This is a genomic window from Nocardioides sp. NPDC127503 (genome assembly GCF_040302165.1).
Taxonomy (GTDB): Bacteria; Actinomycetota; Actinomycetes; order Propionibacteriales; family Nocardioidaceae; genus Nocardioides.
The window spans coordinates 566127-592190 of sequence record NZ_JBEORH010000002.1 but is presented as its reverse complement, the minus strand read 5'-3'; the positions used below and the strand labels follow the sequence as shown (position 1 = coordinate 592190).

The following is a 26064-nucleotide window of genomic DNA, read 5'->3' as shown; positions in this document are numbered from 1 at the left end:
GAGTTGGAGCGCACTCGAAGTCAACGGATCGGAGCAGGCGCTAGGAGGCGTACGCGATCTGCTCCTGGATCTCGAAGCGGAGGCCGTCGGCGGCGGCGATGTAGACGTCCTGGTCGACGAGGTTGCCGTGCATCCGCATCAGGCCGCGGGGGCTGGAGTAGGTGTGGTGGTCCGTGAGGCGCAGCGCGGGCTCGACCTCGAGAGAACCGCACGCATCGCCGATCTGGCGCAGGAACATCAGCGACTCGTAGCAGGACTCGCCTACGGCGTTGAGGGAGGGCGCGTACTCACCGAAGCGGCGGTAGTAGCGCTCGGCCAGGTCGGCCGACTCGGGGGTGGTGAGGCCGTCGAAGTAGGCGGCGGCCGCGAAGACGTTGGCGTTGGCGCCGGCGCCGCCGGCGAGCAGGGTGTTTTCCTCGACGGCGGGGCTCAGCCGGGTCAGCGACGAACTGAGCCCGGCGGCGGCGAACTGGCGGTTGAAGTGCACCGCGTCCTGCCCCATCAGCAGCATGATCACCCCGTCCTGCTCGCCACCTTCGAGGCCACGAAGGACGCCGGCGAAGTCTCGGGTCCCCAACGGGACGTACGTCTCGCTCACGACCTCCGAGCGCGACCCTTGCAGCGCCGCTCGGGCCGTCGACCCCGTGACGCGCGGGAAGACATAGTCGTTGCCGACCACCGCCCAGCGGGAGACGCCGTGGTTGGCCCGCATCCAGGCGGTGGCGGGGAGCAGCTGGTTGACCGGGCGCTCCCCGATCATGAAGACCCCAGGAGTGTCGTCGCCGCCCTCGTGCATGGCGGCGAAGGCGTACAGGGCCCGGCCGCCGACACGGGCGGTGATCGCCTGGCGTACGGCGGAGATGTGCCAGCCGGCGATCGCATCGACCCGGCCGAGGTCGACGAGCCGAGCGACCTCGGCGGCGACCTCGTGGGGAGCGCGCCCGGCATCGATCGCGACCAGCTCGACCGGCTTCCCGGCTATGCCGCCGCCGGCGTTGAGCTCCTCAGCAGCCAGCTCACCGCAGGCCAGGCAGCCGGGGCCGTAGATGCCGGTCGGGCCCTGCATCGGCACCACGAAAGCGATCGAGAGGGCGCCCGGCGGACGGGGTGCGAGGCCCAGCAGGGCATGGGAGGACGGGGTGAACGACGGTGGGGTCATCGACACCTGCTCCTGAACGGAATGTTGCCCTGATGACTCACCATTGAGCCGTTGGGTGGTTAGGGTACGGCAGACAGCGATCGTGGGGAGGACTCATGGAGGTTGCCGAGACGGTCGGCGCGGATCTGGCCGTGCTACTCGCCCGGGCGCAGCGCCGGATCGAGCGTGCGCTCGCCGAGGCGTACGCCGAATTCGACCTCACCGCGGAGCAGTGGCGCATCCTCAGTGTGCTGCTCGACGATCCGGGCCAGACGATGACGCGTCTCGCCGACGGCGCCGCGCTCCCGGCCGGCACCCTGACCCGGCACGTCGACCGGCTGGTCGAGCGCGGGCTGGTGCTGCGCAAGGTCCATGCCGAGGACAAGCGCCGCGCGGTGGTCGCGCTCTCGCCGGTGGGCGCCTCGGCGGCCCGGGAGATCCGCGCCCGGCAGCAGAATGAGGCCGTTGCCAGGGTCGCCCGCGACCTGCGGACGGTCCTCGACACCCTCCCCTGAGAAGGCGTTTCCGTCTGGAAACAAATCCTCACAGAGTCCGATACATCGGCGAAACAACCCGTCCCTAGATTCCTTCCATTCGAGAGCAATTGTCCGATGGAAGGACCCCCATCCCGTGCGTACGAAATTCTCGAGCCGCCTCCTCGCGGCCAGCTCGGTGCTCGCCCTGGGCATGACCGCGACCGCCTGCGGCGGCGCCAAGACCGGTGACACCGCGACCAGCGAGAGCTGCGTCGACACCAGCGGCGACACCATCAAGATCGGCTTCCTCAACTCCCTGTCCGGGACGATGGCGATCAGCGAGACGACCGTCTTCAAGTCCCTGTCGATGGCTGCCGAGGAGATCAACGCCGATGGCGGCGTGCTCGGCAAGAAGCTCGAGATCGTCAGCGAGGACGGCCAGTCCGAGCCGACCGTCTTCGCCGAGAAGGCGACGAAGCTGATCCAGGACGACTGCGTCGCGGCCGTCTTCGGCGGCTGGACCTCCAGCTCGCGCAAGGCGATGCTGCCGGTCTTCGAGGGCAACGACGCGCTGCTCTTCTACCCGGTGCAGTACGAGGGCCTGGAGTCCTCGCACAACATCTTCTACACCGGCGCGACCACGAACCAGCAGATCATCCCTGCCCTCGACTTCCTCAAGCAGGAGAAGAAGATCGAGTCGATCTTCCTGGTCGGCTCCGACTACGTCTTCCCGCGCACGGCCAACAAGATCATCAAGCAGTACGCAGCTGCCAACGGCATCGAGGTGCTCGGTGAGGAGTACCAGCCCCTGGGCTCGACCGACTTCGGCACTGTCGTCGACAAGGTCAAGGCCGCTGGCGCGGACGCGGTCTTCAACACCCTCAACGGCGACTCCAACGTGGCCTTCTTCAAGGAGTACAAGGGCAAGGGTCTGACCGCCTCGGCGATGCCGGTGCTCTCGGTCTCGATCGCCGAGGAGGAGGTCCCGGGCGTCGGCGTGGGCAACCTCGAGGGGCAGTACACGGCCTGGAACTACTACCAGACCATCGACAGCCCGGCGAACCAGAAGTTCGTGACCGACTTCAAGGCCGCCAACGGCGCCAAGGCGGTCACGTCCGACCCGATGGAGGCGGCCTACACCTCGCTGCACCTGTGGAAGGGCATGGTCGAGAAGGCCGACTCCTTCGCGGTCGAGGACGTCATCGACGCCTCCGGCGGTGTCACCTACGACGCGCCCGAGGGCACGGTCGAGGTCGACGGCGAGAACCACCACATCGCCAAGACCGCCCTCATCGGCCAGGTGAACTCCGAGGGCCTGATCGACACGGTCTGGTCGAGCGACAAGCCGATCGAGCCGGACCCGTACCTGAAGTCCTACGACTGGTGGAAGAACTAGCCCGTTGGACGCGCTGCTCGCCCAGGTCTTCACCGGCATCTCCGCCGGTGCGGTCCTACTCCTCATCGCCCTCGGGCTCACCCTGACCTTCGGTCAGATGGGCGTCATCAACATGGCCCACGGCGAGTTCATCATGGCCGGCGCGTACACCGCCTATGTCGTCTCGACCATCGTCGCCAGCACCGAGCTGAGTCTGCTGATCGCGCTCCCCGTGGGGTTCGTGATCGGTGGCCTGCTCGGGCTGGCGCTCGAGGCGAGCGTGCTGCGGTGGATGTATGCCCGCCCGCTGGACACGCTGCTGGTCACCTACGGCGTCGGTCTCATCCTGCAGCAGGTCGCGCGCGACATCTTCGGGGCTCCGGCCAAGGAGGTGCCCGCGCCGAGCTGGCTCGACGGTTCGATCCCGATCCTCGGCTACGACTTCCCGCTGACCCGGCTCTTCATCATCGTCCTGGCGGCGGCGTGCGTGGCCGCGCTGCTGGCGGTGCTCCGCTTCACCGCCCTCGGCCGGCAGATCCGGGCCACCGTCGGCAACCGCGATCTCGCCGAGACCATCGGCATCTCGACCCGCCGCACCGACCGGGCGACCTTCTTCATCGGGTCCGGCCTCGCCGGTGTGGCCGGGGTGGCGCTCACGCTGCTCGGGTCGACAGGCCCCAACCTCGGCACGTCCTACATCGTCCAGGCGTTCCTCGTGGTCGTGGTCGGCGGCATCGGGCACCTCAAGGGCACGATCGTCGCGGCTCTCGGGATCGGCCTGCTGCAGGCGTTCCTTGCTCACGCCCTGACCGGCTCGGTCGCCCAGGTGATCGTCTTCCTGGCGATCGTCGCGTTCCTGCAGCTGCGCCCGCAGGGCATCCTCTCGGTCCGGACCAGGAGCCTGGCATGAGCATGAAGAAGGTCTATCCGTACGCCGGCTGGCTGCTGCTCGCGGTCGCCCTGCTCGTCCTCGCCCCGGCCGTCCTGTCCGACTTCCGCCTCGGCCTGCTCGCGAAGTACTGCTGCTACGCCATCGCGGCGGTCGGCATCGGCCTCGCCTGGGGCCGTGGCGGGATGCTGGTGCTCGGCCAGGGGCTCTACTTCGGCATCGGCGCCTACGCGATGGCGATGCACCTCAAGCTCGCCGACGCCGGTCCCGGTGGGGTGCCGGACTTCATGGCGCTCTACGGCGACGCCACGGTGCCGGGCTGGTGGGAGCCGCTGCGCAACGGCGGGCTCGCGCTCGTCGTCATCCTCGTCCTGCCGGCACTCGTGGCGGGCCTGCTGGGGCTCGCGGTGTTCAAGCGGCGGATCAAGGGGGCGTACTTCGCCATCCTGAGCCAAGCGCTCGCCGCCGCCTTCGCGATCCTGCTCGTCGGCCAGGTGAAGACAACCGGCGGCGCCAACGGCCTCAACAACTTCCAGGGCTTCTTCGGGTACGCCCTGTTCGACCCGGCCAACAAGCGGTTGCTCTACTTCATCGCCGCCGGGATCCTGCTGGTCTCGATCCTGGTGATGGCCTGGCTCTACAGCACCCGCTTCGGTGAGCTGCTGGTCGCCGTCCGCGACGGCGAGGAGCGGGTGCGGTTCCTCGGCACCGACCCGGCCAACGTCAAGCTGACGGCGTACGTCATCGCGGCCGTCCTGGCCTCGATCGGCGGTGCCCTCTTCGTGCCGATCGCCGGGATCGTCTCGCCCGACGACGTCGGCGTGGTCGCCTCCATCGGGCTGCTCGCCGGGGTCGCGCTGGGCGGGCGGGCCTCGTTGCTCGGCCCGGCCGTCGGCGCGCTCCTGATCGGCTACGCCGAGACCTCGCTCTCCGAGGCCTTCCCGGGCTCGTGGTCCTACTTCCAGGGCGCACTGTTCGTGCTGGTCATCCTGCTGTTGCCGGGCGGGCTGGCGCAGCTGCTGGGGCTGGTCGGCCGGCTGAATGTTCGCCGAGGTAACTCGGTGGGCGATCACTTACTTCGTGGAGTTCCACGAGGAGAGCAGGGCGAGACCGAGGTAACTCGGTCGGCATCCGAGGAGGCGGCAGCGAGATGACGCTGATGGTGAGCGACCTGCGGGTCGAGTTCGACGGGTTCGTGGCGATCGACGGAGTGTCCCTGACCCTGGAGCCGGGCCGGCTGCACTTCCTGATCGGCCCCAACGGCGCCGGGAAGACGACGCTCGTGGACGCCCTGACCGGTCTGGCCAAGGGGAGTGGAGAAGCGCGCTATCGCACACGCGATCTGCTCGCCCTGGCATCGCACCGGATCACCCGCCTCGGGGTGGGACGTACGTTCCAGACGGCCACGGTCTTCGAGGAGCTCAGCGTGCTGCAGAACCTCGACATCGCCGCCGGCGTGCATCGGGCGCGGTGGCGGCTGATGCTGCCGCGGCGGGGGATGTCCGAACAGGTCGCCGAGGTGCTGGAGACCGTGGGGCTCACGGAGCTGGCGGACCGGCCCGCGGGCGTGCTCTCGCACGGGCAGAAGCAGTGGCTCGAGATCGGCATGCTGCTGGTGCAGGACTCCTCGGTGATGCTGCTCGACGAGCCCGTCGCCGGGATGTCGGCCGAGGAGCGGGAGGCGACCGGAGAGCTGCTGCGCCGGATCAGCCCGGAGCGGACCGTCGTGGTCATCGAGCACGACATGGACTTCGTGCGGCGCTTCGCTGACATCGTGACCGTGCTGCACGCGGGGAAGGTGATCGCTGAGGGCACTGCCGCCGATATCAGGGAGGACGCCGAGGTGCAGCGCGTCTATCTGGGCGACACCGTCGCCGCGGTCACCGAAACGACAGGGGAGGACTCCTGATGCTGAGGATCGAGTCGGTCACCGGCGGCTACGGCCGCACCACGGTGCTCCACGAGGTCAGCCTCGAGGTCCCGGCCGGCGCCGCGGTGGCGCTGATGGGACACAACGGCGCCGGCAAGACGACCCTGCTCAAAGCGGCGGTCGGGCTGGTCCGGGCCAAGAGCGGTCGGGTGCTGCTCGACGGCGAGGACGTCACCGCGCTGCGCCCGAGCGCACGCGTCAAGCGAGGCCTCGGTTACGTCCCGCAGGGCCAGCAGAGCTTCGGCGACATGACCGCGCTGGAGAACCTCCAGCTGGTCGGCGACCGACCCGGGATCAGCGAGATGCTCGACCTGTTCCCCGCCCTGAAGGACCTGCTCGGCAGGCGCGCCGGGCTGCTCTCCGGCGGCCAGCGCCAGCAGCTCTCGATCGCGCGTACGCTGCTGACCAGGCCGCGGCTGCTCATCCTCGACGAGCCGACCGAGGGCATCCAGCCCAACGTCGTCGCCGAGATCGAGCGGGTGATCGCCGAGCTCACCGGTCGCGGCGACCTCACCGTGCTGCTGGTCGAGCAGCACGTCGGGTTCGCCCTGCGTACGGCCTCTGCCTACTACATCCTCGAGTCCGGCCGGATCACCGCGCGCGGTGACGGCGGCTCCGAGGCGCACGATCACGTCCGATCCCAGCTGGCCGTCTAGGCCGGCCGTCCAGAGAGTTGGCGAGATGCATCTGACCCCGTCCGACACCGAGAAGCTGCTGCTGTCCGTGGCCGGGATGGTCGCTCGCGACCGGCTCGCCCGTGGGGTGCTCCTCAACTACCCCGAGTCCGTCGCCCTGATCTCCACCTGGGTGATCGAGCGGGCGCGCGAGGGTGCCTCGGTCTCCGACCTGATGACGCGGGGCCGCACCGTGCTGACCCGCGAGCAGGTCATGCCCGACGTGGTCGACATGCTCGTCGAGGTGCAGGTCGAGGCGACCTTCCCCGACGGCCGCAAGCTCGTCACCATCCACCAGCCGATCGCCTGAAGCGGAGATGTCCATGCAGTCCAGCGGTCCCGGAGCCGTACGCGTCGCCGACGGCACCATCCAGGTCAACACCGACCGGAGCGAGTCGGAGCGGCGTACGTTGGTGGTCCTCAACACCGGCGACCGGCCGGTCCAGATCGGCTCCCACATTCACCTCGCCGAGGTGAACTCCGCTCTCGACTTCGACCGCGACGCGGCCGAGGGGTTCCGGCTCGACATCCCCGCCGGCACCTCGCGCCGGTTCGAGCCCGGCGCGTCGCGTGAGGTCGCGATCGTCGCGCTCAAGGGATCTCGTCGGGTCCCCGGCATCCAGATCAAGGAGGCGTGATGGTGGAGATCAGCAGGACCGAGTACGCCGCGCTCTACGGCCCCACGACCGGCGACCAGGTGCGGCTCGGTGACACCGACCTGTGGATCGAGGTCGAGGACGATCTGACCGCCGGTGGCGAGGAGTCGGTCTTCGGTGGCGGCAAGTCGATCCGCGAGTCGATGAACCAGTCGACGGTGCCGCGGGCCGAGGGGGCTCTCGACACCGTGATCACCAACGCCCTCGTGCTCGACCACTGGGGCATCGTCCGGGCCGACGTGGGGATCCGCGGCGGAAGGATCGTCGCCCTGGGTCGCTCCGGCAACCCCGACATCGCCGACGGCGTCCACCCCGACCTGGTCATCGGACCCGGCACCGACGTGGTCAGCGGCGAGGGGAAGATCCTCACCGCCGGGGCGATCGACGTCCACGTGCACCTCCTGTCCAGGTCACAGATCGTCGAGGCGATCTCGACCGGGATCACCACCGTGGGCGGCGGCGGCACCGGACCGTCGGAGGGCTCCAAGGCCACCACGGTCACCCCCGGACCGTGGCACCTGGAGACCATCCACCGCGCGCTCGACGACATGCCGGTCAACCTGCTGCTGATGGGCAAGGGCAACACCGTCTCCGCGGCCGGGCTCGCCGAGCAGGCGCTGGCCGGCGCCGCCGCCTACAAGGTCCACGAGGACTGGGGCTCGACCCCGGCAGCGATCGATGCCGCACTCAAGGCCGCCGACGAGCACGGCCTGCAGGTCGCGCTGCACTCGGACTCGCTCAACGAGGCCGGCTACCTGGAGTCGACGGTCTCCGCGATCGCGGGCCGTTCCATCCATGCCTTCCACGCCGAGGGGGCCGGGGGAGGGCACGCGCCCGACATCCTGTCGGTCGCCTCGCTGTCTCACATCATCCCCGGCTCCACCAACCCGACGCTGCCGCACACCGTCAACACCGTCGCCGAGCACCTCGACATGCTGATGGTCTGCCACCACCTCAACCCGCGGGTGCCCGAGGACCTGGCCTTCGCCGAGTCCCGGATCCGGGCGACCACGATCGCCGCCGAGGACGTACTCCACGACCTCGGCGCCCTCTCGATCACCTCCTCCGACGCACAGGCGATGGGCCGCATCGGCGAGGTCATCTGCCGCACCTGGCAGGTCGCCCACGCCATGAAGGCCCGGCTCGGCTCGCTGGGAGGGAAGGCGGACAACATCAGAGCCAAGAGGTACGTCGCGAAATACACGATCAACCCCGCCATCGCACACGGGATCGCCGCCGAGGTCGGCTCCGTGGAGCCCGGCAAGATGGCCGACCTGGTCCTGTGGGACCCGCGGTTCTTCGGCATCCGGCCCGAGGTCGTGATGAAGTCCGGCGCCCTGATCTGGGGCGCCCTCGGCGACCCGAACGCCTCCATCCCGACCCCGCAGCCGGTGCTCATGCGCCCGACGCTGGTGGGGCCGGGCGCGGACCACGCGGTCTCGTTCGTCGCGCCGGCCGCGTTGGAGGCCGGACTGGCCGATCGCCTCGGCCTGCGCCGCCGCCTCGTCGGGATCGCACCCACGCGCGAGATCGGCAAGGCCGACATGATCAACAACTCCGCGACCCCCGAGATCCGGGTCGAGCCCGAGACGTTCCGCATCCACGTCGACGGCGAGCTGATCGAGCCCGCCCCCGCAACCGAGCTGCCGCTGACGCAGCTCTACTCGATGTTCTGAGCCCGATGTCAGACGACCTGCTCATGATGCTGCTCGCCGACGCCCGCCTCCCGGTCGCCGGCCACACCCAGTCGGGCCAGCTGGAGGCAGCCGTACGCTCCGGCCTCACCGCCGAGCAGGTGCCGGTCTTCATGCGGTCGCGACTGGCCAGCGTCGTGCGGGTCGAGGCGGGCACGGCGGTGGTGGCGCTGCACCGGCTGCGCGCCGGTCTGCCGCTGGAGCCGGTCTTCGATGCCTGGGCGGCCCGCACCCCCGCGGCCCCGATGCGGGACACCTCGCGCACGCTTGGTCGCGCGCTGTTGCGGCTGGTCGGGCGACTGTTCCCGGACTCGCCGCACCTCGCGGCGGTGGCCGGCCTCGAGCGGCCCTGCCGCCCGATCGTCCTGGCCGCGGCGGCCGCCACCGGTGGCGTCGCGCCGGCCTCGCTGGGCCGGCTGGTGGCGTATGACGATCTGCAGACGGTCGCCTCGGCAGCCCTCAAGCTGCTGCCCCTCGACCCGCTCGACTCCACCTCGTGGGTGTACGACCTCCTCCCGGAGGCCGAGCGGCTCGCCGCCGAGGTCGCCCCGCTCACCGAGCCCCTTCACATCCCGGCGCCCAGCGCGCCTCAGCTAGACCTGTGGGCCCAGACCCACGCCCACACGACCAGGAGGTTGTTCAGTGCTTGAGAACGCGACAAAGGACGGAACGAAGGACGGCAGGGGACTGCGCATCGGGGTGTGCGGTCCGGTCGGCACCGGCAAGAGCTCGCTCATCGCGCTGCTGTGCCGCGAGCTCTCCGCCGACCTGGAGATCGGTGTGGTCACCAACGACATCTACACCGACGAGGACGCCCGCTTCCTCCGATCGGCCGGCGTGCTCGACCCGGCCCGCATCCGGGCCGTCGAGACCGGCGCCTGCCCCCACACCGCCATTCGCGACGACGTCACCGCCAACCTGATCGCCGTCGAGGAGCTCGAGGAGGAGTTCGCGCCACTCGACGTGGTCCTGGTCGAGTCCGGCGGCGACAACCTCACCGCCACCTTCTCGCCGGCGCTGGTCGACACCCAGATCTTCCTGATCGACGTGGCCGGCGGTGGCGACGTCGCCCGCAAGGGCGGCCCCGGCATCGAGCGCGCCGACCTGCTCGTGGTCAACAAGACCGACCTGGCTCCGTACGTCGGTGTCGACCCGATCGCGATGGTCTCCGACGCGGGGTCGGTCCGCGAGGGTCGTCCGGTCATCGCGCTCTCCCGCACCGATCCGGCCTCCGTCGAGGCGCTGGTGGAGTGGGTGAGGTCCGAGCTGACCCGGCACCGCGGCGGTGCGCTGGTCCCGGCTGACCCGGGTCCGATGGCGCCGCACTTCCACGCTGACGGCACGAGCCACACGCACGAACATGACCACCAGCACGCCTGAGCTGGCCAGCGGCTCACTGACCCAGGTGCGGATCGGGGCGGTCGACGGTGGCCGGGTGCGCGTGGAGACCGACGTCACCGGACCCTCGACCGCGCCGGCCCTGCGACCGATGCTGCTCTCCAGCGACGCCCGCTCGGCGCGGATCTCGCTCGTCCCTGACGGCGCGATGCTCCTGGCCGGCGACCAGGTCACGGTCGAGGTCGAGGTAGGGGAGGGCGCGAGCCTGACCCTGGTCGAGCCGGCCGGGACGGTCGCCTACGACATGGACGGCGGGCATGCGTCCTGGTCGGTCGCGATCACCCTCGCTGCGGATGCCACCCTGGTCTGGGCCGGCGAGCCCTTCGTGGTCTCCGCCGGTGCCGACGTCACCCGCGACACCCGGGTCACCATCGCGCCGAGCGCAAGGCTTGCCCTGCGCGAGACCCTCGTCCTCGGCCGCCACCGTGAGCGCCCCGGCCGGGTGGCGACCACCTGGTCGGCTCATCAGGCCGACGGGCGACCGCTCCTGATCGAGTCCCTCGACCTGGACGCGAGCTCGCTGGCCCCCGGAATCCTCGGCCAACACCGCGTGCTCGCGTCGGTCACCGCGCTCGGGCGAGACGTACCGCCCGACGTCTGCCCGGACGGCAGGCTCGACCTCGAGTGCGGCGGCACTCTGTGGCGCCACCTGACCGGCGAGACCCACGAGGTCCCAGCAGGGCCCTGGGAATGCGCCACGACTGGTTGAGGTTTCAACAGGCGTGACTGACATCGAGTTCGGCCTGGACACCTTCGGCGGGGTCACCCGCGACGCCGAGGGCAAGCCGCAGCACCACGCGCAGGTGATCCGGAACATCGTCGAGGAGGGCGTGGTCGCCGATCAGGTCGGGCTCGACTTCTTCGGGGTGGGGGAGCATCACCGCCGCGACTTCGCTGTCTCCAGCCCGGAGATGGTGCTCGCCGCGGTCGCCTCCCGCACCGAGCGACTGCGGCTCGGCTCCGCGGTGACCGTGCTCAGCTCCGACGACCCGGTGCGGGTCTTCGAGCGGTTCGCAACCCTCGACGCCGTCTCCCAGGGTCGCGCGGAGATCGTCGCCGGGCGTGGGTCGTTCACCGAGTCGTTCCCGCTGTTCGGCTTCGACCTCGCCGACTACGAGGAGCGGCTCGAGCTGCTCGCCGCCCTGCTCAAGGAGGAGAAGGTGACCTGGGAGGGCCGCACCCGCGCGGCGCTCACCGACCAGGAGGTCTTCCCGCGCACCGAGAACGGCCTGACCGCATGGGTCGGCGTCGGCGGGAGCCCGGAGTCGGTCGTACGCACCGCCCGCCACGGCTTCGGCCTCTTCCTGGCGATCATCGGCGGTCCGGCCGACCGGTTCGCGCCCTACATCGACCTCTTCGAGCGCGCCCAGGACGAGTTCGGGGTGCCGCGCCAGCGCGTCGCCGTCCACTCGCCCGGGTTCGTCGCGGAGACCGATGAGCAGGCCCGCGAGACGGTATACGAGGGCTGGCTGGCCATGCGGACTCAGATCGGTCGCGAGCGTGGCTGGCCGCCGCCCTCGCCCGGTGACTTCGAGCGCGAGATCGAAGGCGGGTCCCTCTACGTCGGCTCGCCGGAGACGGTCGCCCGGAAGCTCGCCGGCACCATCAAGGTGCTCGGCGTCGACCGGTTCGACCTGAAGTACGACCAGGGCCAGGTGCGCCACGAGGACCTGATGGGCTCGATCGAGCTCTACGGCACCCAGGTCGTGCCGCTCGTCAAGGACATGCTGGGCTGACGCGGCCCCAGCACGCCCCGGGTGAGCCCCAGGAGGTCAGCCCAGCCAGCTCGAGATCGGGTGGATCGCGAAGTAGACGGCGAACATGGCCGCGACCAGCCACATCAGCGGGTGCACCTTCTTGGCGTTGCCGCGGACCACCTGGATGAGCACGTACGCCAGGAAGCCGGCGCCGATGCCGACCGAGATCGAGTAGGTGAACGGCATCAGCGCGATCGTCAGGAATGCCGGGATGGCGATGTCCGGGTTGGCCCAGTTGATGTCCTTGACCTGCTGCATCATCAGGAAGCCGACCAGCACCAGGGCAGGCACCGCCGCCTCCGACGGGATCACCGTGACCAGCGGAGCCAGGAAGGTGGTGAGCAGGAAGAGCACGCCGGTGACGACCGCCGCCAGACCGGTGCGGGCGCCCTCGCCGACACCGGAGGCCGACTCGACGTAGGAGGTGTTGGAGGAGACGCCGCCCGCGCCGCCGGCCGCGGCGGCCAGCGAGTCGACGACCAGGATCGAGCGCGTACGCGGCGGGGTGCCGTCCTTGCGCAGCAACCCGGCCTCGGAGCCGATCGCGGTCATGGTGCCCATGGTGTCGAAGAAGTCGGCGAGCATGAGCGTGAAGATCAGCAGTACCGCGGTCACGATGCCGACGCTCTCGAAGGATCCGAGCAGGTTGAACTCGCCCAGCGTCGAGAAGGAGGGCCAGTCGACGATCTTGTCCGGCATGGCCGGGACGTTGAGCGACCAGCCGGTCGGGTTCTCGGCGCTGCTCGCGCCGAGGTCCGCGATGGCCTCGACGATGATGGCCAGCACCGTGGTCGCCGCGATCGAGATCAGGATCGCGCCGCGCACCTTGCGCACCCACAGGGTGATCACCAGGGCCAGGCCGATGACGAAGACCAGCACCGGCCAGCCCGCGAGCTGCCCGGTCGGGCCGAGCTGCACCGGGACGGTGGTGTTCGCGGCGTCGGGAATGCGGCGTACGAACCCGGCGTCGACGAAGGCGATCACCGCGATGAACATGCCGATCCCGACCGAGATCGCGGTCTTGAGCTCGCGCGGAACGGCGTGGAAGACGGCCTCCCGGAACCCGGTCAAGACCAGTACGAGGATCACCAGACCCTCGATCACCACCAGGCCCATCGCGTCGGCCCAGGTCATCTGGCCGGCGATCGAGAACGCCACGAACGCGTTGAGCCCGAGGCCGGTGGCCAGCGCCATCGGATAGTTGGCGACGACGCCCATCAGGATCGTCATCACGCCTGCCACCAGCGCGGTTCCGGCTGCGATCGCGGCCAGGTTGTCGCCGCTGGTGCCGCCGAGGAGGTCGCCGTTCACGTCCTCCGCGAACCCGAGGATCAGCGGGTTCAGCGCGACGATGTAGGCCATCGTGAAGAACGTGACCACGCCGCCGCGGACCTCGCGCCCGACCGTGGAGCCACGGGCGCTGATCTGGAAGAACCGGTCAAGAGCGTTGGTGCGTGATGGCGTCGAGGTGCTCACGCCCCGCATCTTCGCAGATACTGAGTGCATGGCCGACCTTCGGATCCGCGACGTCCCTGACGAGATCGGCCAGATGACCTCCCGTTGCAGAAGGGAAGAAGCCTGATGGCGGGGATCGGCCAGAGTGCGACCGCTGAGGAGATCGACTCCGAGGAGCCCGGATCCTTCGCCCATGGCGTGCTGACCCGTCGACACCCGGAGTTGATCGCGAAGGTGAGATCGGGCATCCCGTATCCACCATCGGTCCAGCGCAACCTCGACCGCCTTGATGAGGTGATCCAGGGCGTCGTACCACCCTTCACCGAGCCCTCGGCGGACCGAGCCGAGTGGGAGTCATGGGCAGCTCCGTACGTGGGTCGCACCTGGCTCGAGGTTCCGTTCCTGTGGGCGGAGTCGTACTTCTATCGGCTTCTGCTGCAGGCCACCGACTACTTCCGCGATGTTCCTTGGGCTGGGGTCGACCCGTTCAAACCACAGAAGGACGCCGAGCTCGGATCGGCCGACCTCGTTCGTGACCTGGACCAGCTTGCGAGCGTCCTCTCCGCTCCGGAGGATGAAGGGCTGCACAGTGCACTGCTCGCGTCGTTGTGGGGCAACCGAGCCGACCTCGGGTTCCGCCTCTCGAAGCCGCATGCTGCCGATGCCGTTCAGGTCGATGACCTCATCGCCGATGACTCGAACCAGGTCTGGGCTCATCTGGGTGAGCGCGAGCCGGCAAGGGTGGACCTGATCGCCGACAACGCCGGCCGCGAACTCGTCTCTGACCTCCTTCTCATCGACCGCCTTCTGAGCACAGGCCGGGCAGGACGCGTGGTCATGCACCTGAAGCCCCGGCCCTACTTCGTATCCGACGCCACCGGTCATGACCTCTTCACGATCCTTGCTCACCTCAGCAGCCACACCGGGGCAACGGCCGACATGGCAGCCCGGCTCGGGGCGGCGATCACCGACGGAAGGATCGAGGTCCGGACCCATGCCTTCTGGTGCAGTCCGTTGACCTTCCACGACATCCCCGGCGACCTCACCGATGAGATCAGGGAGTCCGAGCTCGTGATCATCAAGGGAGACCTCAACTATCGTCGCCTCGTCGGCGACCGGCAGTGGGCGCCCACCTCGAGCTTCTCCGACCTCGTCCAGCATTTCCCGGCGCCGCTGGTGGCGCTGCGGACACTGAAGTCCGACCTGGCCGTCGGTATCCCGGAGGATCGCCTCGCGCTCCTGGAAGCGCACGAACCTGGCTGGCGCACCGACGGGACCCATGCGGTGATCCAGGCACGTCTCTCGTAAAAGCGCCGAGGGCATGTGCTTGCGCTCCAGTTATCGAGGCCAGAACTAGCCTCGTCAGACGACCGATGGTCAGCTGACTCTCATCACGACCGAAGGCCTGTCACGAGTGTGATGTCCCGGGCTCGATGACGTGGCCGATCAAGGGGGTAGTCAAGTTGGCGGTTCATAACGTCTACGCCGCCGGTGTTGTTGTCCAGCGCTGAGGCTCCACGAGGAAGGCGAACTTCCGCTCGCCGGTTCCCAAGAGCTGCTTGCGGAGCATCCGGTTCTCGGCAGCCTCGTCTACGTCCTCCAACGGCAGCCCATGGCCCATCACGGCGTGGTGAGTCGGCGACCGCAAACTGAGACCCGTCAATTGATCGTTCTCACCGGGCAGCGCGCGACGCCGGCTTTGGAGATGCGTACGTCGGCGGTGACGAGGGTGAGGTCATGTGACTCGGCGACTGCGACATAACTGGCGTCGTAGGTCGACAGGTTGCTGCGCAGTTCCCACATTCGGGTGAGGCAAGGGCCGGTCGGTGCGGTGATCACCGTGATCGCCTGGAGCCAGTGCAACGCCTGTTCGGCGTCCAGGTCGGTGAGCTTGCCGCCCAAAAGGAGTCCCCGGAAGACACTGAGTACCTCGGTGCGCCAGACCTCCGGGACGACCCATTCGGGGTCGGCGGCGAGGATCTGGGTCGCCGCGTTGACCCGGAAGTCGGTGTCGGGGTCTGCGAAGAGGAGAGTGACCGCGGAAGCGTCTGGGACGATCACGCGGCGCCCTGGGAGCGCTCGCCGCGAGCCGTGTCCCGTGCGGCGAGCACGTCCTCGGTGGTGAACTTCGAATCGCCCCTGCTGGCAATCACGCGGTCGATCAGGGCCTGGTTGTTGGCGAACGACGCCTCCCGGAGGACGACGTCCCGAAGGTAGGAGTTCAGCGACTGCCCACGGTCCTTCGCGCGCTGGGCGAGGACGTCGCGTACGTCATCGGGGATGTCGCGGATCTGCAGATAGGCCATGCACTCATTATGAGTGCATTATGACCTCGCATCAAGTGCACGGTCAGTCGGTGTGGTAGATCGGCAGGTCCGCCTCGGCGGTGCCCCAGGAGCGGTTCGGCTCGGCGCCGACGTCGATCCGGACGGTGCCGCCGCGGTTCATCACCGACTCCGGCAGCCACGATTGGGTACGCGGCGTGCCGTCGAGGGTGACCGACTGGACGTAGATGTTCTCGGCGCCGGCGCCGGGGGACTCGATCGTGATGTCGACGCCGTTCCCGCGGTGGATGACCACCCGCTCGAAGACCGGGCTGGAGAGCAGCATCTCGGCGCGGGCGGGGTCCTGCGGGTAGATGCCCATCACGGAGAAGACGTACCACGCCGACATGGTGCCGAGGTCGTCGTTGCCGGGTAGGCCACGTGGGCCGGTGCCGTAGGCGAGGTCGGCCATCGCCCGCACCGTCTCCTGGGTCTTCCAGGGCGCGCCGAGCGCGTTGTACATCCACGGGACGTGGATGCCGGGCTCGTTGGTCGGGTCGTAGCGCAGCGCGTCGCCCCCGGTGTACTGCCAGGAGCCGTCGGCCTTGTGGAAGAAGGCGTCCAGCCGCTGGATCGCCCGCTCCCGTCCGCCGACGGCCTCGGCCAGCCGGGCGACGTCGTGCGGAACCATCCAGGTGTACGTCGCGCTGCTGCCCTGCGCGAAGCCGGTCTGCGTCGCCGGGGTGAAGCCGGAGACCCAGCTCCCGTCGGCGTTGCGGGCCTGCTGGTAGCCGTCCGTCGCCGTCGCCGCCGGGTTGAAGGTGTGCTGCCACCAGCCGGCTCGCTCCATCAGCGAGTCGGTCTGCGCCCGATCGGCGTCGAGGCGGCGGCCCCAGTCGGCGAGGGAGTAGTCGGCGACGGCGTCCTCGAGGGTCTCCGCGGCGCCGCCCCAGCAGCGGCAGGTGTCCTGAGGTGCGTAGCCCTTGGCGAGATACTCGGCCAGGTTCGGCCGCTGGCCGATGCACTGCCCGGGGCAGCCGTAGCTGGACAGCCCGTCGGGGTGCGGCACCGTGGCCTGGCGGACCAGCGAGTCGTAGGCGCCCCGAGCGTCGAAGTTGCGTACGCCGAGCGCGTAGAAGCCGGCCAGCGTGGGCGCGCTGGGATCGCCGGTCATCACGTGGGTCCAGCCGCTCAGGTGGACCCAACGGTCCCAGACGCCGCCGTGCTGGCGCGAGTAGGCGTGCAGGGAGCGGGCGAAGTCGCCGGCCACGCGCGGCTCCAGGAGCGCGAGCAGCTGGGTGTGGGCCCGGTACTGGTCCCAGCCGGAGAAGTTGCCGTACTGCGCCTGCTGACCGCGCTCGATCCGGTGAACCTCCTGGTCACTGCCCCAGTAGGTGCCGGCCACGTCGGAGATCACGTTGGGCTGCAGGTAGGAGTGGTAGAGGCCGGTGTAGAAGGCGGTCTGCTCCTCATCGGTGCCACCGGCCACCTCGATCGAGGAGAGCGCCTTGCGCCATTCGGCCTTGGCCTCCGAGGCGATGGTCGAGACGGTGTCGCGCCGCCCGATCTCGGCCGCCAGGTTGGCCTCGGCAGCCGACTGGCTGGTGTAGGAGATCCCGATCCGCATCCGCACGCTCTGGTCGTTGCTCGGGTCGAAGGAGACGTAGCCGCCCGAGCCCTGCCCCTGGCGGGCCGCGCCGGTCTCGTAGCCCTCGCCGCCGCGCGCCTCGGTGCTGCCCGGCTGGAGCTCGCCGTTGACCCAGGTTCCGTGGGCCGAGAAGCCGCGGTCGAACTGCGCGGTGAAGTAGAGCCGGTAGTAGGAGCGCTTGTTGCTCCCGCCGCCGTTGCCACGCCGGCCGCAGAAGGCGCCGGTGAGGACCGAGCCGCTGACGGTCCGCTTCGCCTCGTCGATCCGCGTCACCGCGGTCTCGCTGCCGTTGAGCGAGTTGGAGGTGCGGAAGAGCAGGTTGGCCGGCTTGTCGGCCGGGAAGGTCAGGTCGCTGACCGACGCCCGGATGGTCACCGCGGTGTCGACCTCGGCGCCGTTGGCCAGGCCCAGCCGATAGCGCCCCGGCTCGGCCAGCTCGTCAGCGTGGCTGAAGTTCGAGGCGTACGTCGCATCGGTCACGTCCGCGGTCGGCGAGCCGGTCATCTCGTCGGTGTGCGGGAAGATCGGCACGTCCCCGGCGGCGCCGGGGTGGCAGCCCGCGCCGTTGACATGGGTCAGCGAGAAGCCGCGCAGCCGCGTGGTGTCGTAGGAGTAGCCGTTCGACGCAGCGGTGTTGGTCTGGTCGCCCGCCGTGGAGGTCGGGCTGAAGGAGAGCATCCCGAAGGGGCGTACGGCTCCGGGGTAGGTGTTGCCGCCGTTCGACGACCCGATCAGCGGGTCGACGAGCGCCACCGGATCACCGGCGGGCGGCGCAGCGGCCCGGGCCGGCGAGAACGGAGTGAACGCGCCGCCCAGCAGCGCGAGGGACAAGGCACACGTCGCAAGAACCCGCATGGCGGAGAACGATTCCAGAGGAACATCCTCCGCCGTGCGGGTTCAGGCGAGGACACGGTGAACTCAGGCGGTCCACTCGGGGTAGTCGGTGTAGCCGGCCTCGCCGCCGCCGTAGAAGGTCGACAGGTCGGGCTCGTTGAGCGGAAGGCTCTCCGCCAGGCGCCGGGGCAGGTCCGGGTTCGCGATGAACGTACGCCCGAACGCGGCGGCATCGATCAGGTCGGCCTCGAGCAGGCGGGAGGCCTTCTCCGAGGTGTAGGAGCCGGCGGCCACGATCGGGCCGAGGTGGGCGGCGCGCAGCTGCTTGCGGTAGTCGTCGGTCAGCTCCGGACCGCCGGCCCAGTCGGGCTCGGAGAGGTGCAGGAACGCGATGCCGCGCTTGCCGATCTCGGCGGCCAGGTAGAGCCCCATCTCGGCACCCTCGGGGTCCTCGAGGCCGTTGAACGAGCCGATCGGGGAGATCCGGATGGCGACGTGCTCGGCGTCCCACTCGGCGATGACCGCGTCGAGCACCTCGAGGGTGAGCCGGGCGCGGTTGGCCAGCGAGCCGCCATATGAGTCGGTGCGCTCGTTGCTGCTCGCGCTGGAGAACTGGTGCAGCAGGTAGCCGTGGGCGGCGTGGATCTCGACGAGGTCGAAGCCGGCCTCGCGGGCGTTGCGGGTGGCACGGCGGTAGTCCTCGATCAGGTCGGCGATCTCGGAGGTCTCCAGGGCGCGAGGCGTGGGGCAGTTGACCCGGATCGGGGTGCCGTCCTCGCCGCGTACGGTCGTGCGGTTGCGGTAGGGGAGCGCCGAGGCGCTGACCGGCAGGTCGCCGTCGTGGAAGGACTCGTGGGAGACCCGGCCCGTGTGCCACAGCTGCGCCGCGATCCGGCCGCCGGCCTCGTGGACGATGTCGTTGACGTGGCGCCAGCCCTCGACCTGCTCGGGCGAGTAGATGCCCGGGGTGTCCATGTAGCCCTTGCCCTGCGGCGAGATCTGGGTGCCCTCGGAGATGATCAGCCCGGCCGAGGCGCGCTGCCGGTAGTAGTCGGCCATCAACGGGTTGGGTACGTCGCCTGGCCGGCTGGCACGCATCCGGGTCAGTGGCGCCATCAGGACGCGGTTGGGGAGGGTCGTCGAACCCAGGCTCAGCTGCGAGAAGAGTGAAGTCACATCGCGCCTAACTGAGCAACCGCTCATATTGTTCCCGGCGAAGCCGGAGCGGCCGAGCCGGCGATGACCAGCGCCCCCATGACGCCCGCGTTGTCGCCGAGCTCGCTGGGGACGACGTCGAGCGCCGCGGCGGTGTCGGGCTGGGTGAAGCGGTCGATCGAGTCCTTGATCCCCATCACGAAGGACTCCGACTGGCGCATCGTGTCGCCCACCACGATCAGCGCCGGGTTGAGGTGGTTGCAGAGGTCGGCCAGCACCCGGCCGACCGCGCGGCCGGCGTCGTCGAGGATCCGGTTGACCCGGATGTCGCCCTCTTGGGCGAGCTCGAGCAGGCGCTCGACGGTGAGCGTCTCGTCGTAGGCGGGCTGCAGCAGCTCGACCAGCCGGGAGCCGCCGAAGGCCTTCTCCAGGCAGCCTCGGTTGCCGCAGCGGCAAATCGGGCCGTTGTCCTCGAAACGTACGTGGCCGATCTCGCCCGCGATCCCGGTGATCCCGCGGTAGAGCTTGCCGGCGAGGACCAGGCCGGCGCCGATGCCGCTGGACGCCTTGACGTAGATGACGTCGTCGACGTCGCGCGCGGCGCCGTACTCGACCTCGGCGAGCGCGCCGAGGTTGGCGTCGTTCTCGATCTGGACGGGCAGGCCGATGCGGCGGGCGAGCTCCTCGCCCGGGGCCAGGTCCATCCAGTTCCCGAGGATGGGGGAGACGACGATGCCGCTGTGCGGGTCGACGGGGCCGGGGATCCCCATGCCGACGCCGAGGACACGGTCGGTCCTCGGGTCGATGCCCACCTCGGCCAGACATTCGCGCACGAGGGCCGCGGCCCGGTCGATGGTCTCGACCGCGGAGTTGTCGACGTCGAGCCGGATCTCGTGGTCGATGAGCGGCTTCGCGGCGAGGTCGGCGACCGCGACCCGGACGTGGCGATGGCCGATGTCGACGCCGATGAGCGTGCCGGGAGAGCCACTGATGGTGAGCAGTGACGGCGGTCGCCCGCCGCCACGGGCCAGCGCGGCGCCGGTGGTCTCGACGATCTGCTCGGAGGCGAGCAGCTCCTGGACGATGCTCGACACCGTGCTGCGGGACAGCCCGGTGCGCTGGGCGAGCTCGGCGCGGCTGACCGGCGCCGACCGTCCCAGCAGGTCGAGAACCTGCGAACGGTTGGCGACGCGCAGCCGCGACTCCGGAGTGGTCATGGCGTGACTGTAGGGGATTATGTCGATTTACGACAGATCTCAGGTTGAAAACGTCCTGCGTTATGCGTTGACTGCACAGAACCGAGAGGCGTACGTTTGCCCGGCACGCGACCGCGAGTAACCCAGATCACACACCGACGTGGCGGTCGCGCAACCGGAGGATCAAAGATGAACGCAACGCGTAAGGCCCTGGCCGCCGGCCTGGCCGCCCTGAGCCTGCTGGCGGTCTCCGCCTGCGGCAGCGACAACGAGAGCGGCAGCACCGATGAGGTGGAAGTCTTCACCTGGTGGGCCGAGGGCAGTGAGAAGGCCGGGCTCGACGCCCTGGTCAAGGTGTTCGATGAGCAGAACCCCGACCTGAAGTTCGTCAACGGCGCCGTCGCCGGTGGCGCAGGCAGCGACGCGAAGAACGTGCTCCAGTCCCGCCTGCAGAACGGTGAGCCGCCGGCCACCTTCCAGGCGCACGCGGGTGCCGAGCTGACCGACTACATCAACGCCGGCCAGATCGAGGACCTCACCGACCTCTACGAGGAGAAGGGCTGGAACGAGCAGTTCCCCGAGGGTCTCCTCGAGCGGCTGACCCAGGACGGTGGCATCTACTCCGTCCCCTCGAACATCCACCGCGCCAACGTCCTGTGGGCCAACCCGGCCGTCCTGGAGAAGGCCGGCATCGAGGCCAACAAGACCTACGACTCGCTCGACGCCTGGATCGCGGACCTGAAGAAGATCAAGGCCAAGGGCATCATCCCGCTCTCGATCGCGACCGACTGGACCCAGGTCCACCTGCTCGAGACCGTGCTCCTCGCCGATCTGGGCGTCGAGGCGTACAACGGTCTGTGGGACGGGACCACCGACTGGGGCGGCAGCGAGGTCAAGGACGCGCTGGCGGACTACAACACGCTCCTCTCGCTGACCAACACCGACCGCCAGGGTCTCGACTGGCCGGACGCGACCCAGCTGGTCATCGACGGCGAGGCCGCGTTCAACGTCATGGGCGACTGGGCCGAGGCCGCCTTCCAGGAGCAGAAGAAGACGCTCGGCACCGACTACACCGCGGTCCCGGTTCCGGGCACCGAGGGCGTCTTCGACTTCCTGGCCGACTCGTTCACCATGCCGGTGGACGGCCCGAACCCCGAGGGCACCGAGGCCTGGCTCGACACCATCGCCAGCGACGAGGGCCAGGTGGCCTTCAACAAGGCCAAGGGCTCGATCCCGGCCAGCACCACCGCCGACACCGCCGACTTCGGTGAGTACCAGCAGACCGCGATCAAGTCGTGGGGCGAGGACGAGATCGTCTCCTCGCTCGCCCACGGCGCCGCGACCTCGGTCAACTGGCTGACCGACGTCACCTCCGCCGTCGCGAAGTTCGGCAGCAACAACGATGTCGCCGAGCTCCAGGAGGGCCTCGTCGAGGCCGCCGAGGACAACAAGCCCGAGTGACCGGGGCTCATTCGAGCCTGACGAGATTCATCTGGTCGAGGGGCTGCGGCCGCACCATCCGCCGTGGCCCCTCGACCGCCCCTTGTGAAAGGACGGACACATGTCCTCCACGGTGCCCAGCGCCGTCAAGCGGCCACGACGGCCCAAGGGCCGCATCGGCGGCCACGGGTGGGTCGCACCCGTACTCCTGATCCTGCCGACCGTCATCGTCATCGGTGTCTTCGTCTACGGCCTGATCGGGTCCAACATCAACACGTCCCTGCAGGACCGCCACAACATCGGGCCGTCCCAGGGTTTCGCCGGCCTGGACAATTACCGGGACCTGTTCACCGACGACGACTTCATCTACTCGCTGCGCAACCTGCTGCTCTACACCGCCGCCTTCCTCGTCGGCACCCTGTGCCTGGGGTTCCTGTGGGCGTGGCTGCTGGAGCGCAAGGCCCGCGGCGAGTCGCTCTTCCGCGCCATCTACCTGTTCCCGATGGCGGTCTCGTTCGTCGCCTCCGGTGTGGTCTGGCGCTGGTTGCTCAACAACGCCGAGGGTGACCGTGCCTCCGGCCTGAACCGGCTCTTCGACACGCTCCACCTCGACTTCCTGCAGAACCCGTGGTGGACCGACGAGCGGTGGGGCATCCTCGCGATCGCGGTCCCCGCGATCTGGCAGCTCAGCGGTTACGTGATGGCGCTCTTCCTGGCCGGCTTCCGCGGGATCCCCGAGGAGCTGCGCGAGGCGGCCCGGATGGACGGCGCCTCTGAGTGGCAGCTCTACCGCCACGTCATCTTCCCGCAGCTGAGCCCGGTCGCCCTCTCGGCGATCATCATCATCGGCCACATGTCGCTGAAGGTCTTCGACCTGATCATGGCCATCGCGGGCCAGACCAACTACACGACGCAGGTGCCGGCCACCCAGATGTGGGTCGAGTTCACCCGCGGCGACTACGCCAAGTCGGCCGCCATCGGCACGATCCTGCTCGTGATCGTGGCCATCCTGATCGTTCCCTACCTCGTCTCCACCTACCGTCAGGAGCGCCGCCGATGACTACTGATGCCATCCCGGCAGCCGTCGCGACCAAGATCCCGGGCGTACGCTCGCGCGGGGTCTGGCGCACGATCAAGTACGCCCTGCTGATCATCTTCGCGCTGATCGTCCTGATCCCGGCGTACGTCCTGCTGGTCACCAGCTTCAAGGGGGTCGGCGACGCGACCCCCGCCAACGCCTGGAAGCTTCCCGAGTCCTGGGAGACGGCCGGCTGGGCGCGTGCCTGGGAGCAGCTCGGGCCGGCCCTGGGACGTACCTTCGCCATGGTCATCCCGGCCTCGATCATCTCCTCGGTGCTCGGCTCGATGAACGGGTTCGTGCTCTCGAAGTGGCGTTTCCCCGGCGCCGACGTGGTGTTCACGCTGATCCTGTTCGGGATGTTCATCCCCTACCAGGCCGTGATGGTTCCGCTGGTCCAGCTGATGAGCAACCTCGGCGTCCCCTCGGGAGTGCCGAGCCTGATCGTGCTGCACGTGGTCTACGGCCTGCCGATCACCACGCTGATCTTCCGCAACTACTACGCGGCGGTCCCGGTCGAGCTCGTCGAGGCCGCTCGGGTCGACGGCGCCGGTATGCTCCGGACGTACGCCTCGATCATCCTGCCGATCTCCGCGCCGGCGTTCGTGGTCGTGCTGATGTGGCAGTTCACCTCGGCCTGGAACGACTACCTGTTCGCGCTCTTCTTCTCCACCTCGCGCAACGGGCCGGTGACGATCGCGCTCAACTTCCTGGCGAGCGGTCAGATGCAGGACTACTCCGCCAGCATGGCGGGCGCGCTGATCGCGTCCGTCCCGACCCTGATCATCTACATCCTGCTCGGCCGCTACTTCGTGGGCGGGCTTATGGCAGGCTCGGTCAAGGGATGATCGATCCGGACACCGAGTGCCGCCGGCTGGCTGGGTTCGCCCGGCCGTCGGCGGCCTCGCCCGCCGGGTTCTGGTGGCTCGACGAGTCGGGTCGCCCGGACCCGGCCGAGCCGGTGCACACCTGGATCACCGCCCGGATGACGCACGTCTTCGCCCTCGCGCACCTGCGCGGGGACGTCGACGACGCCGCTGACCTCGCCGCTCACGGCATCCGGGCGCTATCGGGTGCGCTGCGCGACGACGAGTTCGGTGGCTGGTACGCCTCGGTCTCGGCCGAGGGCGAGCCGGTCGGCACGCTCAAGGAGGCGTACGCCCACGCCTTCGTGATCCTGGCCGCGAGCAGCGGCGTCGCGGCCGGTGTGCCCGGTGCGGACGCGCTGCTCGACGAGGCGCTGGGCGTGATGCAGCAGCACTTCCTCGACGACTCCGGCCGGGTGGTCGACAGCCTCGAGCGCGACCTTCGTACGGGGGAGGCCTACCGGGGCGCCAACTCCAGCATGCACACCGTGGAGGCGTTCCTGGCCGCGGGCGACGTCACCGGCGACGCCGCCTGGCACCAACGGGCGCTGGCGATCGCCGAGCACCTGATCCACGGCGTCGCGCGCTCCCACGGCTATGACCTTCCCGAGCACTTCGACCTCTCCTGGTCGCCGCTGCTGGACTACAACGCCGACCGTCCCGGTGACCCGTTCCGCCCCTACGGCTGTACGCCCGGACATCTGCTGGAGTGGTCGCGGCTGCTCCTGCACCTGGACGCGAGCCTGCCGGACGCGCCGTCGTGGCTGGTCGAGGACGCGCGGGCGCTCTTCGAGCGCGCGGTCGAGGTCGGCTGGGTCGACTCCGGCGACGCCGGTCCCGGCTTCGTCTACACGACCTCGTGGGACGGCACGCCGGTCACCCGGCTACGGCTGCACTGGGTGGCCGCGGAGGCGCTCGCCGCCGCCGGCGCCCTGCACACCCGCACCGGCGAGGCGGTCTATGACGAGTGGCGTGAGCGGTTCGAGGCGTACATCGAGACGCATCTCATCGACCGCGAGCTCGGCAGCTGGCACCACGAGCTGGACGAGCACAACCGTCCCTCGCATGTGATCTGGCACGGCAAGCCCGACGTCTACCACGCCTACCAAGCCCTGCTGCTCGCCCGGATGCCGCTGGCGCCGGTGCTGTCGGTGCAGCTGGCTCGGCTCGGCGAGGGTCAGGCCGCCTGGAACGAGCGCCGGGAGAGCCCGAGGCCGTAGCCGTCCAGGGTCGTGGTGACCGGAGCCGCCGGGTCCGTGGCTGCGCCCAGGGTGACGAAGAGCGGGGTGAAGTGTTCGACGGTCGGGTGGGCGTACGGCATGCCGGGGGCGGCGGTGCGGAACCTGGCCAGCTCGGCGACGTCGCCGCGGTCCAGGGCGTCAGCGGCCCAGGAGTCGAAGTCGGAGGACCATCCGGCGGGCTTGTTCTCGGTCATCATCTCGCGGGTGATGAAGGGCAGCCCGTGGGTCATGTGACCCGAGCCGACCACGAGCACACCCTCCTCGCGCAGCGGCCGCAGGCGCTCGCCGAGAGCGAGCAGCTTGTCGGGGTCCTCGGTGGGCAGCGAGAGCTGCACGACCGGGATGTCGGCGGCCGGGTACATGATCTTCAGCGGCACCCAGGCGCCGTGGTCGAGGCCGCGGCGGGTGTGCTGGTGGGCGGTCTCGGCGTCGGGCATCAGTGCCGCGGTGGTGCGGGCGAGCTCGCTCGCATCCGGGGTGTCGTAGCGCACCGAGTGGTAGATCGGGTCGAAGCCGCCGAAGTCGTAGACCAGCTCGTCGGGGCGGGTCGCGCTGATCGAGAGCGGCGCCGACTCCCAGTGGGCGGAGATGACCAGGATGGCCTTCGGCCGGGGGAGCGACCGTGCCCAGGTGTGCAGCGGGTCGAGCCACTCGGGGCTCTGCAGCGGCAGCGGGCCACCGCCGTGGGACAGATAGAGGCTCGGCAGCGGCCCGTCGGCCGGCGTCCAGACTCGATGCGGATCGGCCGCCTCTCGCTCGTGGACCGCCCGAAGGTGCTGGGCGAACGGATGCGTCTGCGGGAGGCGGGCGTCCGCCGCGGCGGTCGTGCTCTCGGATGCGGTGGTCATGGCGGTCTCCTGCGGTTCGGCCCAATAGTTGTTGCTTGAACTAACTCTAGGT

27 protein-coding genes are annotated in these 26064 nt (G+C 69.5%); 18 read left to right on the top strand and 9 right to left on the bottom strand.

The window, feature by feature from the left end; genetic code table 11:
* Nucleotides 1-40: 40 nt before the first annotated feature.
* The gene (locus tag ABTW65_RS06855; protein ID WP_350659213.1) at nucleotides 41-1159 is read right to left on the bottom strand and encodes a substrate-binding domain-containing protein; all 1119 of its coding nucleotides are present in this window, start codon (nucleotides 1157-1159) and stop codon (nucleotides 41-43) included.
* Between the two features lie 95 nt (nucleotides 1160-1254).
* Between ABTW65_RS06855 and ABTW65_RS06850 the strand changes: the two genes are divergently transcribed.
* The 13 genes from ABTW65_RS06850 to ABTW65_RS06790 all read left to right on the top strand — a co-directional run bounded on the left by ABTW65_RS06850 (nucleotide 1255) and on the right by ABTW65_RS06790 (nucleotide 11966).
* Nucleotides 1255-1653 (top strand): MarR family winged helix-turn-helix transcriptional regulator, encoded by a 399-nt coding sequence (locus ABTW65_RS06850; RefSeq protein WP_350659212.1) that lies wholly within the window; start codon nucleotides 1255-1257, stop codon nucleotides 1651-1653.
* Nucleotides 1654-1768: 115 nt separating this feature from the next.
* On the top strand, nucleotides 1769-3010 hold the full coding sequence (urtA, locus tag ABTW65_RS06845; protein WP_350659211.1) for an urea ABC transporter substrate-binding protein: 1242 nt from the start codon (nucleotides 1769-1771) through the stop codon (nucleotides 3008-3010).
* Between the two features lie 4 nt (nucleotides 3011-3014).
* Nucleotides 3015-3899, top strand: a complete 885-nt coding sequence (gene urtB, locus ABTW65_RS06840) for an urea ABC transporter permease subunit UrtB (protein ID WP_350659210.1) — start codon at nucleotides 3015-3017, stop codon at nucleotides 3897-3899.
* Entirely contained in the window at nucleotides 3896-5032 is a 1137-nt protein-coding gene (gene urtC, locus ABTW65_RS06835) for an urea ABC transporter permease subunit UrtC (protein WP_350659209.1), read from the top strand. Before urtB ends, urtC begins: the two co-directional genes overlap by 4 nt.
* Entirely contained in the window at nucleotides 5029-5787 is a 759-nt protein-coding gene (urtD, locus tag ABTW65_RS06830) for an urea ABC transporter ATP-binding protein UrtD (RefSeq protein ID WP_350659208.1), read from the top strand. Before urtC ends, urtD begins: the two co-directional genes overlap by 4 nt.
* Entirely contained in the window at nucleotides 5787-6464 is a 678-nt protein-coding gene (locus tag ABTW65_RS06825) for an ATP-binding cassette domain-containing protein (protein ID WP_350659206.1), read from the top strand. Before urtD ends, ABTW65_RS06825 begins: the two co-directional genes overlap by 1 nt.
* Before the next feature lie 25 nt (nucleotides 6465-6489).
* A complete protein-coding gene (locus ABTW65_RS06820) occupies nucleotides 6490-6792 on the top strand; it encodes an urease subunit gamma (protein WP_350659205.1) in 303 nt (100 codons plus the stop codon).
* A gap of 13 nt (nucleotides 6793-6805) precedes the next feature.
* On the top strand, nucleotides 6806-7120 hold the full coding sequence (gene ureB, locus ABTW65_RS06815) for an urease subunit beta (RefSeq protein WP_350659204.1): 315 nt from the start codon (nucleotides 6806-6808) through the stop codon (nucleotides 7118-7120).
* On the top strand, nucleotides 7120-8814 hold the full coding sequence (locus ABTW65_RS06810) for an urease subunit alpha (RefSeq protein WP_350659203.1): 1695 nt from the start codon (nucleotides 7120-7122) through the stop codon (nucleotides 8812-8814). The genes ureB and ABTW65_RS06810 overlap by 1 nt, the downstream gene beginning before the upstream one ends.
* Before the next feature lie 5 nt (nucleotides 8815-8819).
* Nucleotides 8820-9482 carry an urease accessory protein UreF gene (locus tag ABTW65_RS06805; protein WP_350659202.1) on the top strand — a complete coding sequence of 221 codons (663 nt, stop codon included), beginning with the start codon at nucleotides 8820-8822 and terminating at the stop codon, nucleotides 9480-9482.
* Nucleotides 9475-10212: an urease accessory protein UreG gene (gene ureG, locus ABTW65_RS06800; RefSeq protein WP_350659200.1), complete on the top strand. Its 738-nt coding sequence runs from the start codon at nucleotides 9475-9477 to the stop codon at nucleotides 10210-10212. Before ABTW65_RS06805 ends, ureG begins: the two co-directional genes overlap by 8 nt.
* Entirely contained in the window at nucleotides 10193-10939 is a 747-nt protein-coding gene (locus tag ABTW65_RS06795) for an urease accessory protein UreD (protein WP_350659199.1), read from the top strand. Before ureG ends, ABTW65_RS06795 begins: the two co-directional genes overlap by 20 nt.
* Before the next feature lie 13 nt (nucleotides 10940-10952).
* Nucleotides 10953-11966: an Atu2307/SP_0267 family LLM class monooxygenase gene (locus ABTW65_RS06790; RefSeq protein WP_350659198.1), complete on the top strand. Its 1014-nt coding sequence runs from the start codon at nucleotides 10953-10955 to the stop codon at nucleotides 11964-11966.
* Between the two features lie 36 nt (nucleotides 11967-12002).
* On the opposite strand, the gene ABTW65_RS06785 is transcribed toward ABTW65_RS06790, so the two are convergent.
* Nucleotides 12003-13472, bottom strand: coding sequence for an NCS2 family permease (locus ABTW65_RS06785; protein WP_350659276.1), 1470 nt, complete (start codon nucleotides 13470-13472; stop codon nucleotides 12003-12005).
* A 75-nt stretch (nucleotides 13473-13547) separates the two neighbouring features.
* Here ABTW65_RS06785 and ABTW65_RS06780 point away from each other — a divergent pair, with 75 nt between their 5' ends.
* Entirely contained in the window at nucleotides 13548-14750 is a 1203-nt protein-coding gene (locus tag ABTW65_RS06780) for a damage-control phosphatase ARMT1 family protein (RefSeq protein ID WP_350659197.1), read from the top strand.
* A 172-nt stretch (nucleotides 14751-14922) separates the two neighbouring features.
* Here ABTW65_RS06780 and ABTW65_RS06775 read toward each other — a convergent pair whose 3' ends face one another.
* The 6 genes from ABTW65_RS06775 to ABTW65_RS06750 all read right to left on the bottom strand — a co-directional run bounded on the left by ABTW65_RS06775 (nucleotide 14923) and on the right by ABTW65_RS06750 (nucleotide 20560).
* Nucleotides 14923-15090, bottom strand: a complete 168-nt coding sequence (locus tag ABTW65_RS06775) for a hypothetical protein (RefSeq protein WP_350659196.1) — start codon at nucleotides 15088-15090, stop codon at nucleotides 14923-14925.
* Nucleotides 15091-15101: 11 nt separating this feature from the next.
* A complete protein-coding gene (locus tag ABTW65_RS06770) occupies nucleotides 15102-15503 on the bottom strand; it encodes a type II toxin-antitoxin system VapC family toxin (protein WP_350659195.1) in 402 nt (133 codons plus the stop codon).
* On the bottom strand, nucleotides 15500-15748 hold the full coding sequence (locus tag ABTW65_RS06765) for a FitA-like ribbon-helix-helix domain-containing protein (RefSeq protein WP_331907837.1): 249 nt from the start codon (nucleotides 15746-15748) through the stop codon (nucleotides 15500-15502). The genes ABTW65_RS06770 and ABTW65_RS06765 overlap by 4 nt, the downstream gene beginning before the upstream one ends.
* Nucleotides 15749-15791: 43 nt before the next feature.
* Nucleotides 15792-18209 (bottom strand): GH92 family glycosyl hydrolase, encoded by a 2418-nt coding sequence (locus ABTW65_RS06760; protein ID WP_350659194.1) that lies wholly within the window; start codon nucleotides 18207-18209, stop codon nucleotides 15792-15794.
* 63 nt (nucleotides 18210-18272) lie between these two features.
* The gene (gene nemA, locus ABTW65_RS06755; protein ID WP_350659193.1) at nucleotides 18273-19364 is read right to left on the bottom strand and encodes an N-ethylmaleimide reductase; all 1092 of its coding nucleotides are present in this window, start codon (nucleotides 19362-19364) and stop codon (nucleotides 18273-18275) included.
* A 23-nt stretch (nucleotides 19365-19387) separates the two neighbouring features.
* Nucleotides 19388-20560, bottom strand: coding sequence for an ROK family transcriptional regulator (locus ABTW65_RS06750; protein ID WP_350659192.1), 1173 nt, complete (start codon nucleotides 20558-20560; stop codon nucleotides 19388-19390).
* Nucleotides 20561-20728: 168 nt separating this feature from the next.
* Between ABTW65_RS06750 and ABTW65_RS06745 the strand changes: the two genes are divergently transcribed.
* The 4 genes from ABTW65_RS06745 (at nucleotide 20729) to ABTW65_RS06730 (ending at nucleotide 25143) form a co-directional block, all read left to right on the top strand.
* On the top strand, nucleotides 20729-22000 hold the full coding sequence (locus ABTW65_RS06745) for an ABC transporter substrate-binding protein (RefSeq protein ID WP_350659191.1): 1272 nt from the start codon (nucleotides 20729-20731) through the stop codon (nucleotides 21998-22000).
* Nucleotides 22001-22100: 100 nt separating this feature from the next.
* Complete coding sequence (locus ABTW65_RS06740; protein WP_350659190.1) at nucleotides 22101-23039, top strand: carbohydrate ABC transporter permease; 939 nt, start codon at nucleotides 22101-22103, stop codon at nucleotides 23037-23039.
* The gene (locus ABTW65_RS06735; protein ID WP_350659189.1) at nucleotides 23036-23905 is read left to right on the top strand and encodes a carbohydrate ABC transporter permease; all 870 of its coding nucleotides are present in this window, start codon (nucleotides 23036-23038) and stop codon (nucleotides 23903-23905) included. The genes ABTW65_RS06740 and ABTW65_RS06735 overlap by 4 nt, the downstream gene beginning before the upstream one ends.
* Entirely contained in the window at nucleotides 23902-25143 is a 1242-nt protein-coding gene (locus ABTW65_RS06730) for an AGE family epimerase/isomerase (RefSeq protein WP_350659187.1), read from the top strand. The genes ABTW65_RS06735 and ABTW65_RS06730 overlap by 4 nt, the downstream gene beginning before the upstream one ends.
* On the opposite strand, the gene ABTW65_RS06725 is transcribed toward ABTW65_RS06730, so the two are convergent.
* The gene (locus tag ABTW65_RS06725) at nucleotides 25101-26012 is read right to left on the bottom strand and encodes a dioxygenase family protein (RefSeq protein WP_350659186.1); all 912 of its coding nucleotides are present in this window, start codon (nucleotides 26010-26012) and stop codon (nucleotides 25101-25103) included. The genes ABTW65_RS06730 and ABTW65_RS06725 overlap by 43 nt on opposite strands.
* Nucleotides 26013-26064: the final 52 nt, after the last annotated feature.

What these genes read in the sequence shown, in the direction of transcription:
- ABTW65_RS06810 (WP_350659203.1), top strand. Translation starts at nt 7,120, where the DNA reads ATGGTGGAGATCAGCAGGACCGAGTACGCCGCGCTCTACGGCCCCACG.
- ABTW65_RS06825 (WP_350659206.1), top strand. Translation starts at nt 5,787, where the DNA reads ATGCTGAGGATCGAGTCGGTCACCGGCGGCTACGGCCGCACCACGGTG.
- ABTW65_RS06760 (WP_350659194.1), bottom strand. Translation starts at nt 18,209, where the DNA reads ATGCGGGTTCTTGCGACGTGTGCCTTGTCCCTCGCGCTGCTGGGCGGC.
- ABTW65_RS06750 (WP_350659192.1), bottom strand. Translation starts at nt 20,560, where the DNA reads ATGACCACTCCGGAGTCGCGGCTGCGCGTCGCCAACCGTTCGCAGGTT.
- ABTW65_RS06850 (WP_350659212.1), top strand. Translation starts at nt 1,255, where the DNA reads ATGGAGGTTGCCGAGACGGTCGGCGCGGATCTGGCCGTGCTACTCGCC.
- ABTW65_RS06805 (WP_350659202.1), top strand. Translation starts at nt 8,820, where the DNA reads ATGTCAGACGACCTGCTCATGATGCTGCTCGCCGACGCCCGCCTCCCG.
- urtC (WP_350659209.1), top strand. Translation starts at nt 3,896, where the DNA reads ATGAGCATGAAGAAGGTCTATCCGTACGCCGGCTGGCTGCTGCTCGCG.
- ABTW65_RS06730 (WP_350659187.1), top strand. Translation starts at nt 23,902, where the DNA reads ATGATCGATCCGGACACCGAGTGCCGCCGGCTGGCTGGGTTCGCCCGG.
- ABTW65_RS06785 (WP_350659276.1), bottom strand. Translation starts at nt 13,472, where the DNA reads ATGCGGGGCGTGAGCACCTCGACGCCATCACGCACCAACGCTCTTGAC.
- ABTW65_RS06855 (WP_350659213.1), bottom strand. Translation starts at nt 1,159, where the DNA reads ATGACCCCACCGTCGTTCACCCCGTCCTCCCATGCCCTGCTGGGCCTC.
- ABTW65_RS06745 (WP_350659191.1), top strand. Translation starts at nt 20,729, where the DNA reads ATGAACGCAACGCGTAAGGCCCTGGCCGCCGGCCTGGCCGCCCTGAGC.
- ABTW65_RS06735 (WP_350659189.1), top strand. Translation starts at nt 23,036, where the DNA reads ATGACTACTGATGCCATCCCGGCAGCCGTCGCGACCAAGATCCCGGGC.
- ABTW65_RS06795 (WP_350659199.1), top strand. Translation starts at nt 10,193, where the DNA reads ATGACCACCAGCACGCCTGAGCTGGCCAGCGGCTCACTGACCCAGGTG.
- ureB (WP_350659204.1), top strand. Translation starts at nt 6,806, where the DNA reads ATGCAGTCCAGCGGTCCCGGAGCCGTACGCGTCGCCGACGGCACCATC.
- urtD (WP_350659208.1), top strand. Translation starts at nt 5,029, where the DNA reads ATGACGCTGATGGTGAGCGACCTGCGGGTCGAGTTCGACGGGTTCGTG.
- ABTW65_RS06765 (WP_331907837.1), bottom strand. Translation starts at nt 15,748, where the DNA reads ATGGCCTATCTGCAGATCCGCGACATCCCCGATGACGTACGCGACGTC.
- ABTW65_RS06820 (WP_350659205.1), top strand. Translation starts at nt 6,490, where the DNA reads ATGCATCTGACCCCGTCCGACACCGAGAAGCTGCTGCTGTCCGTGGCC.
- ABTW65_RS06740 (WP_350659190.1), top strand. Translation starts at nt 22,101, where the DNA reads ATGTCCTCCACGGTGCCCAGCGCCGTCAAGCGGCCACGACGGCCCAAG.
- ABTW65_RS06725 (WP_350659186.1), bottom strand. Translation starts at nt 26,012, where the DNA reads ATGACCACCGCATCCGAGAGCACGACCGCCGCGGCGGACGCCCGCCTC.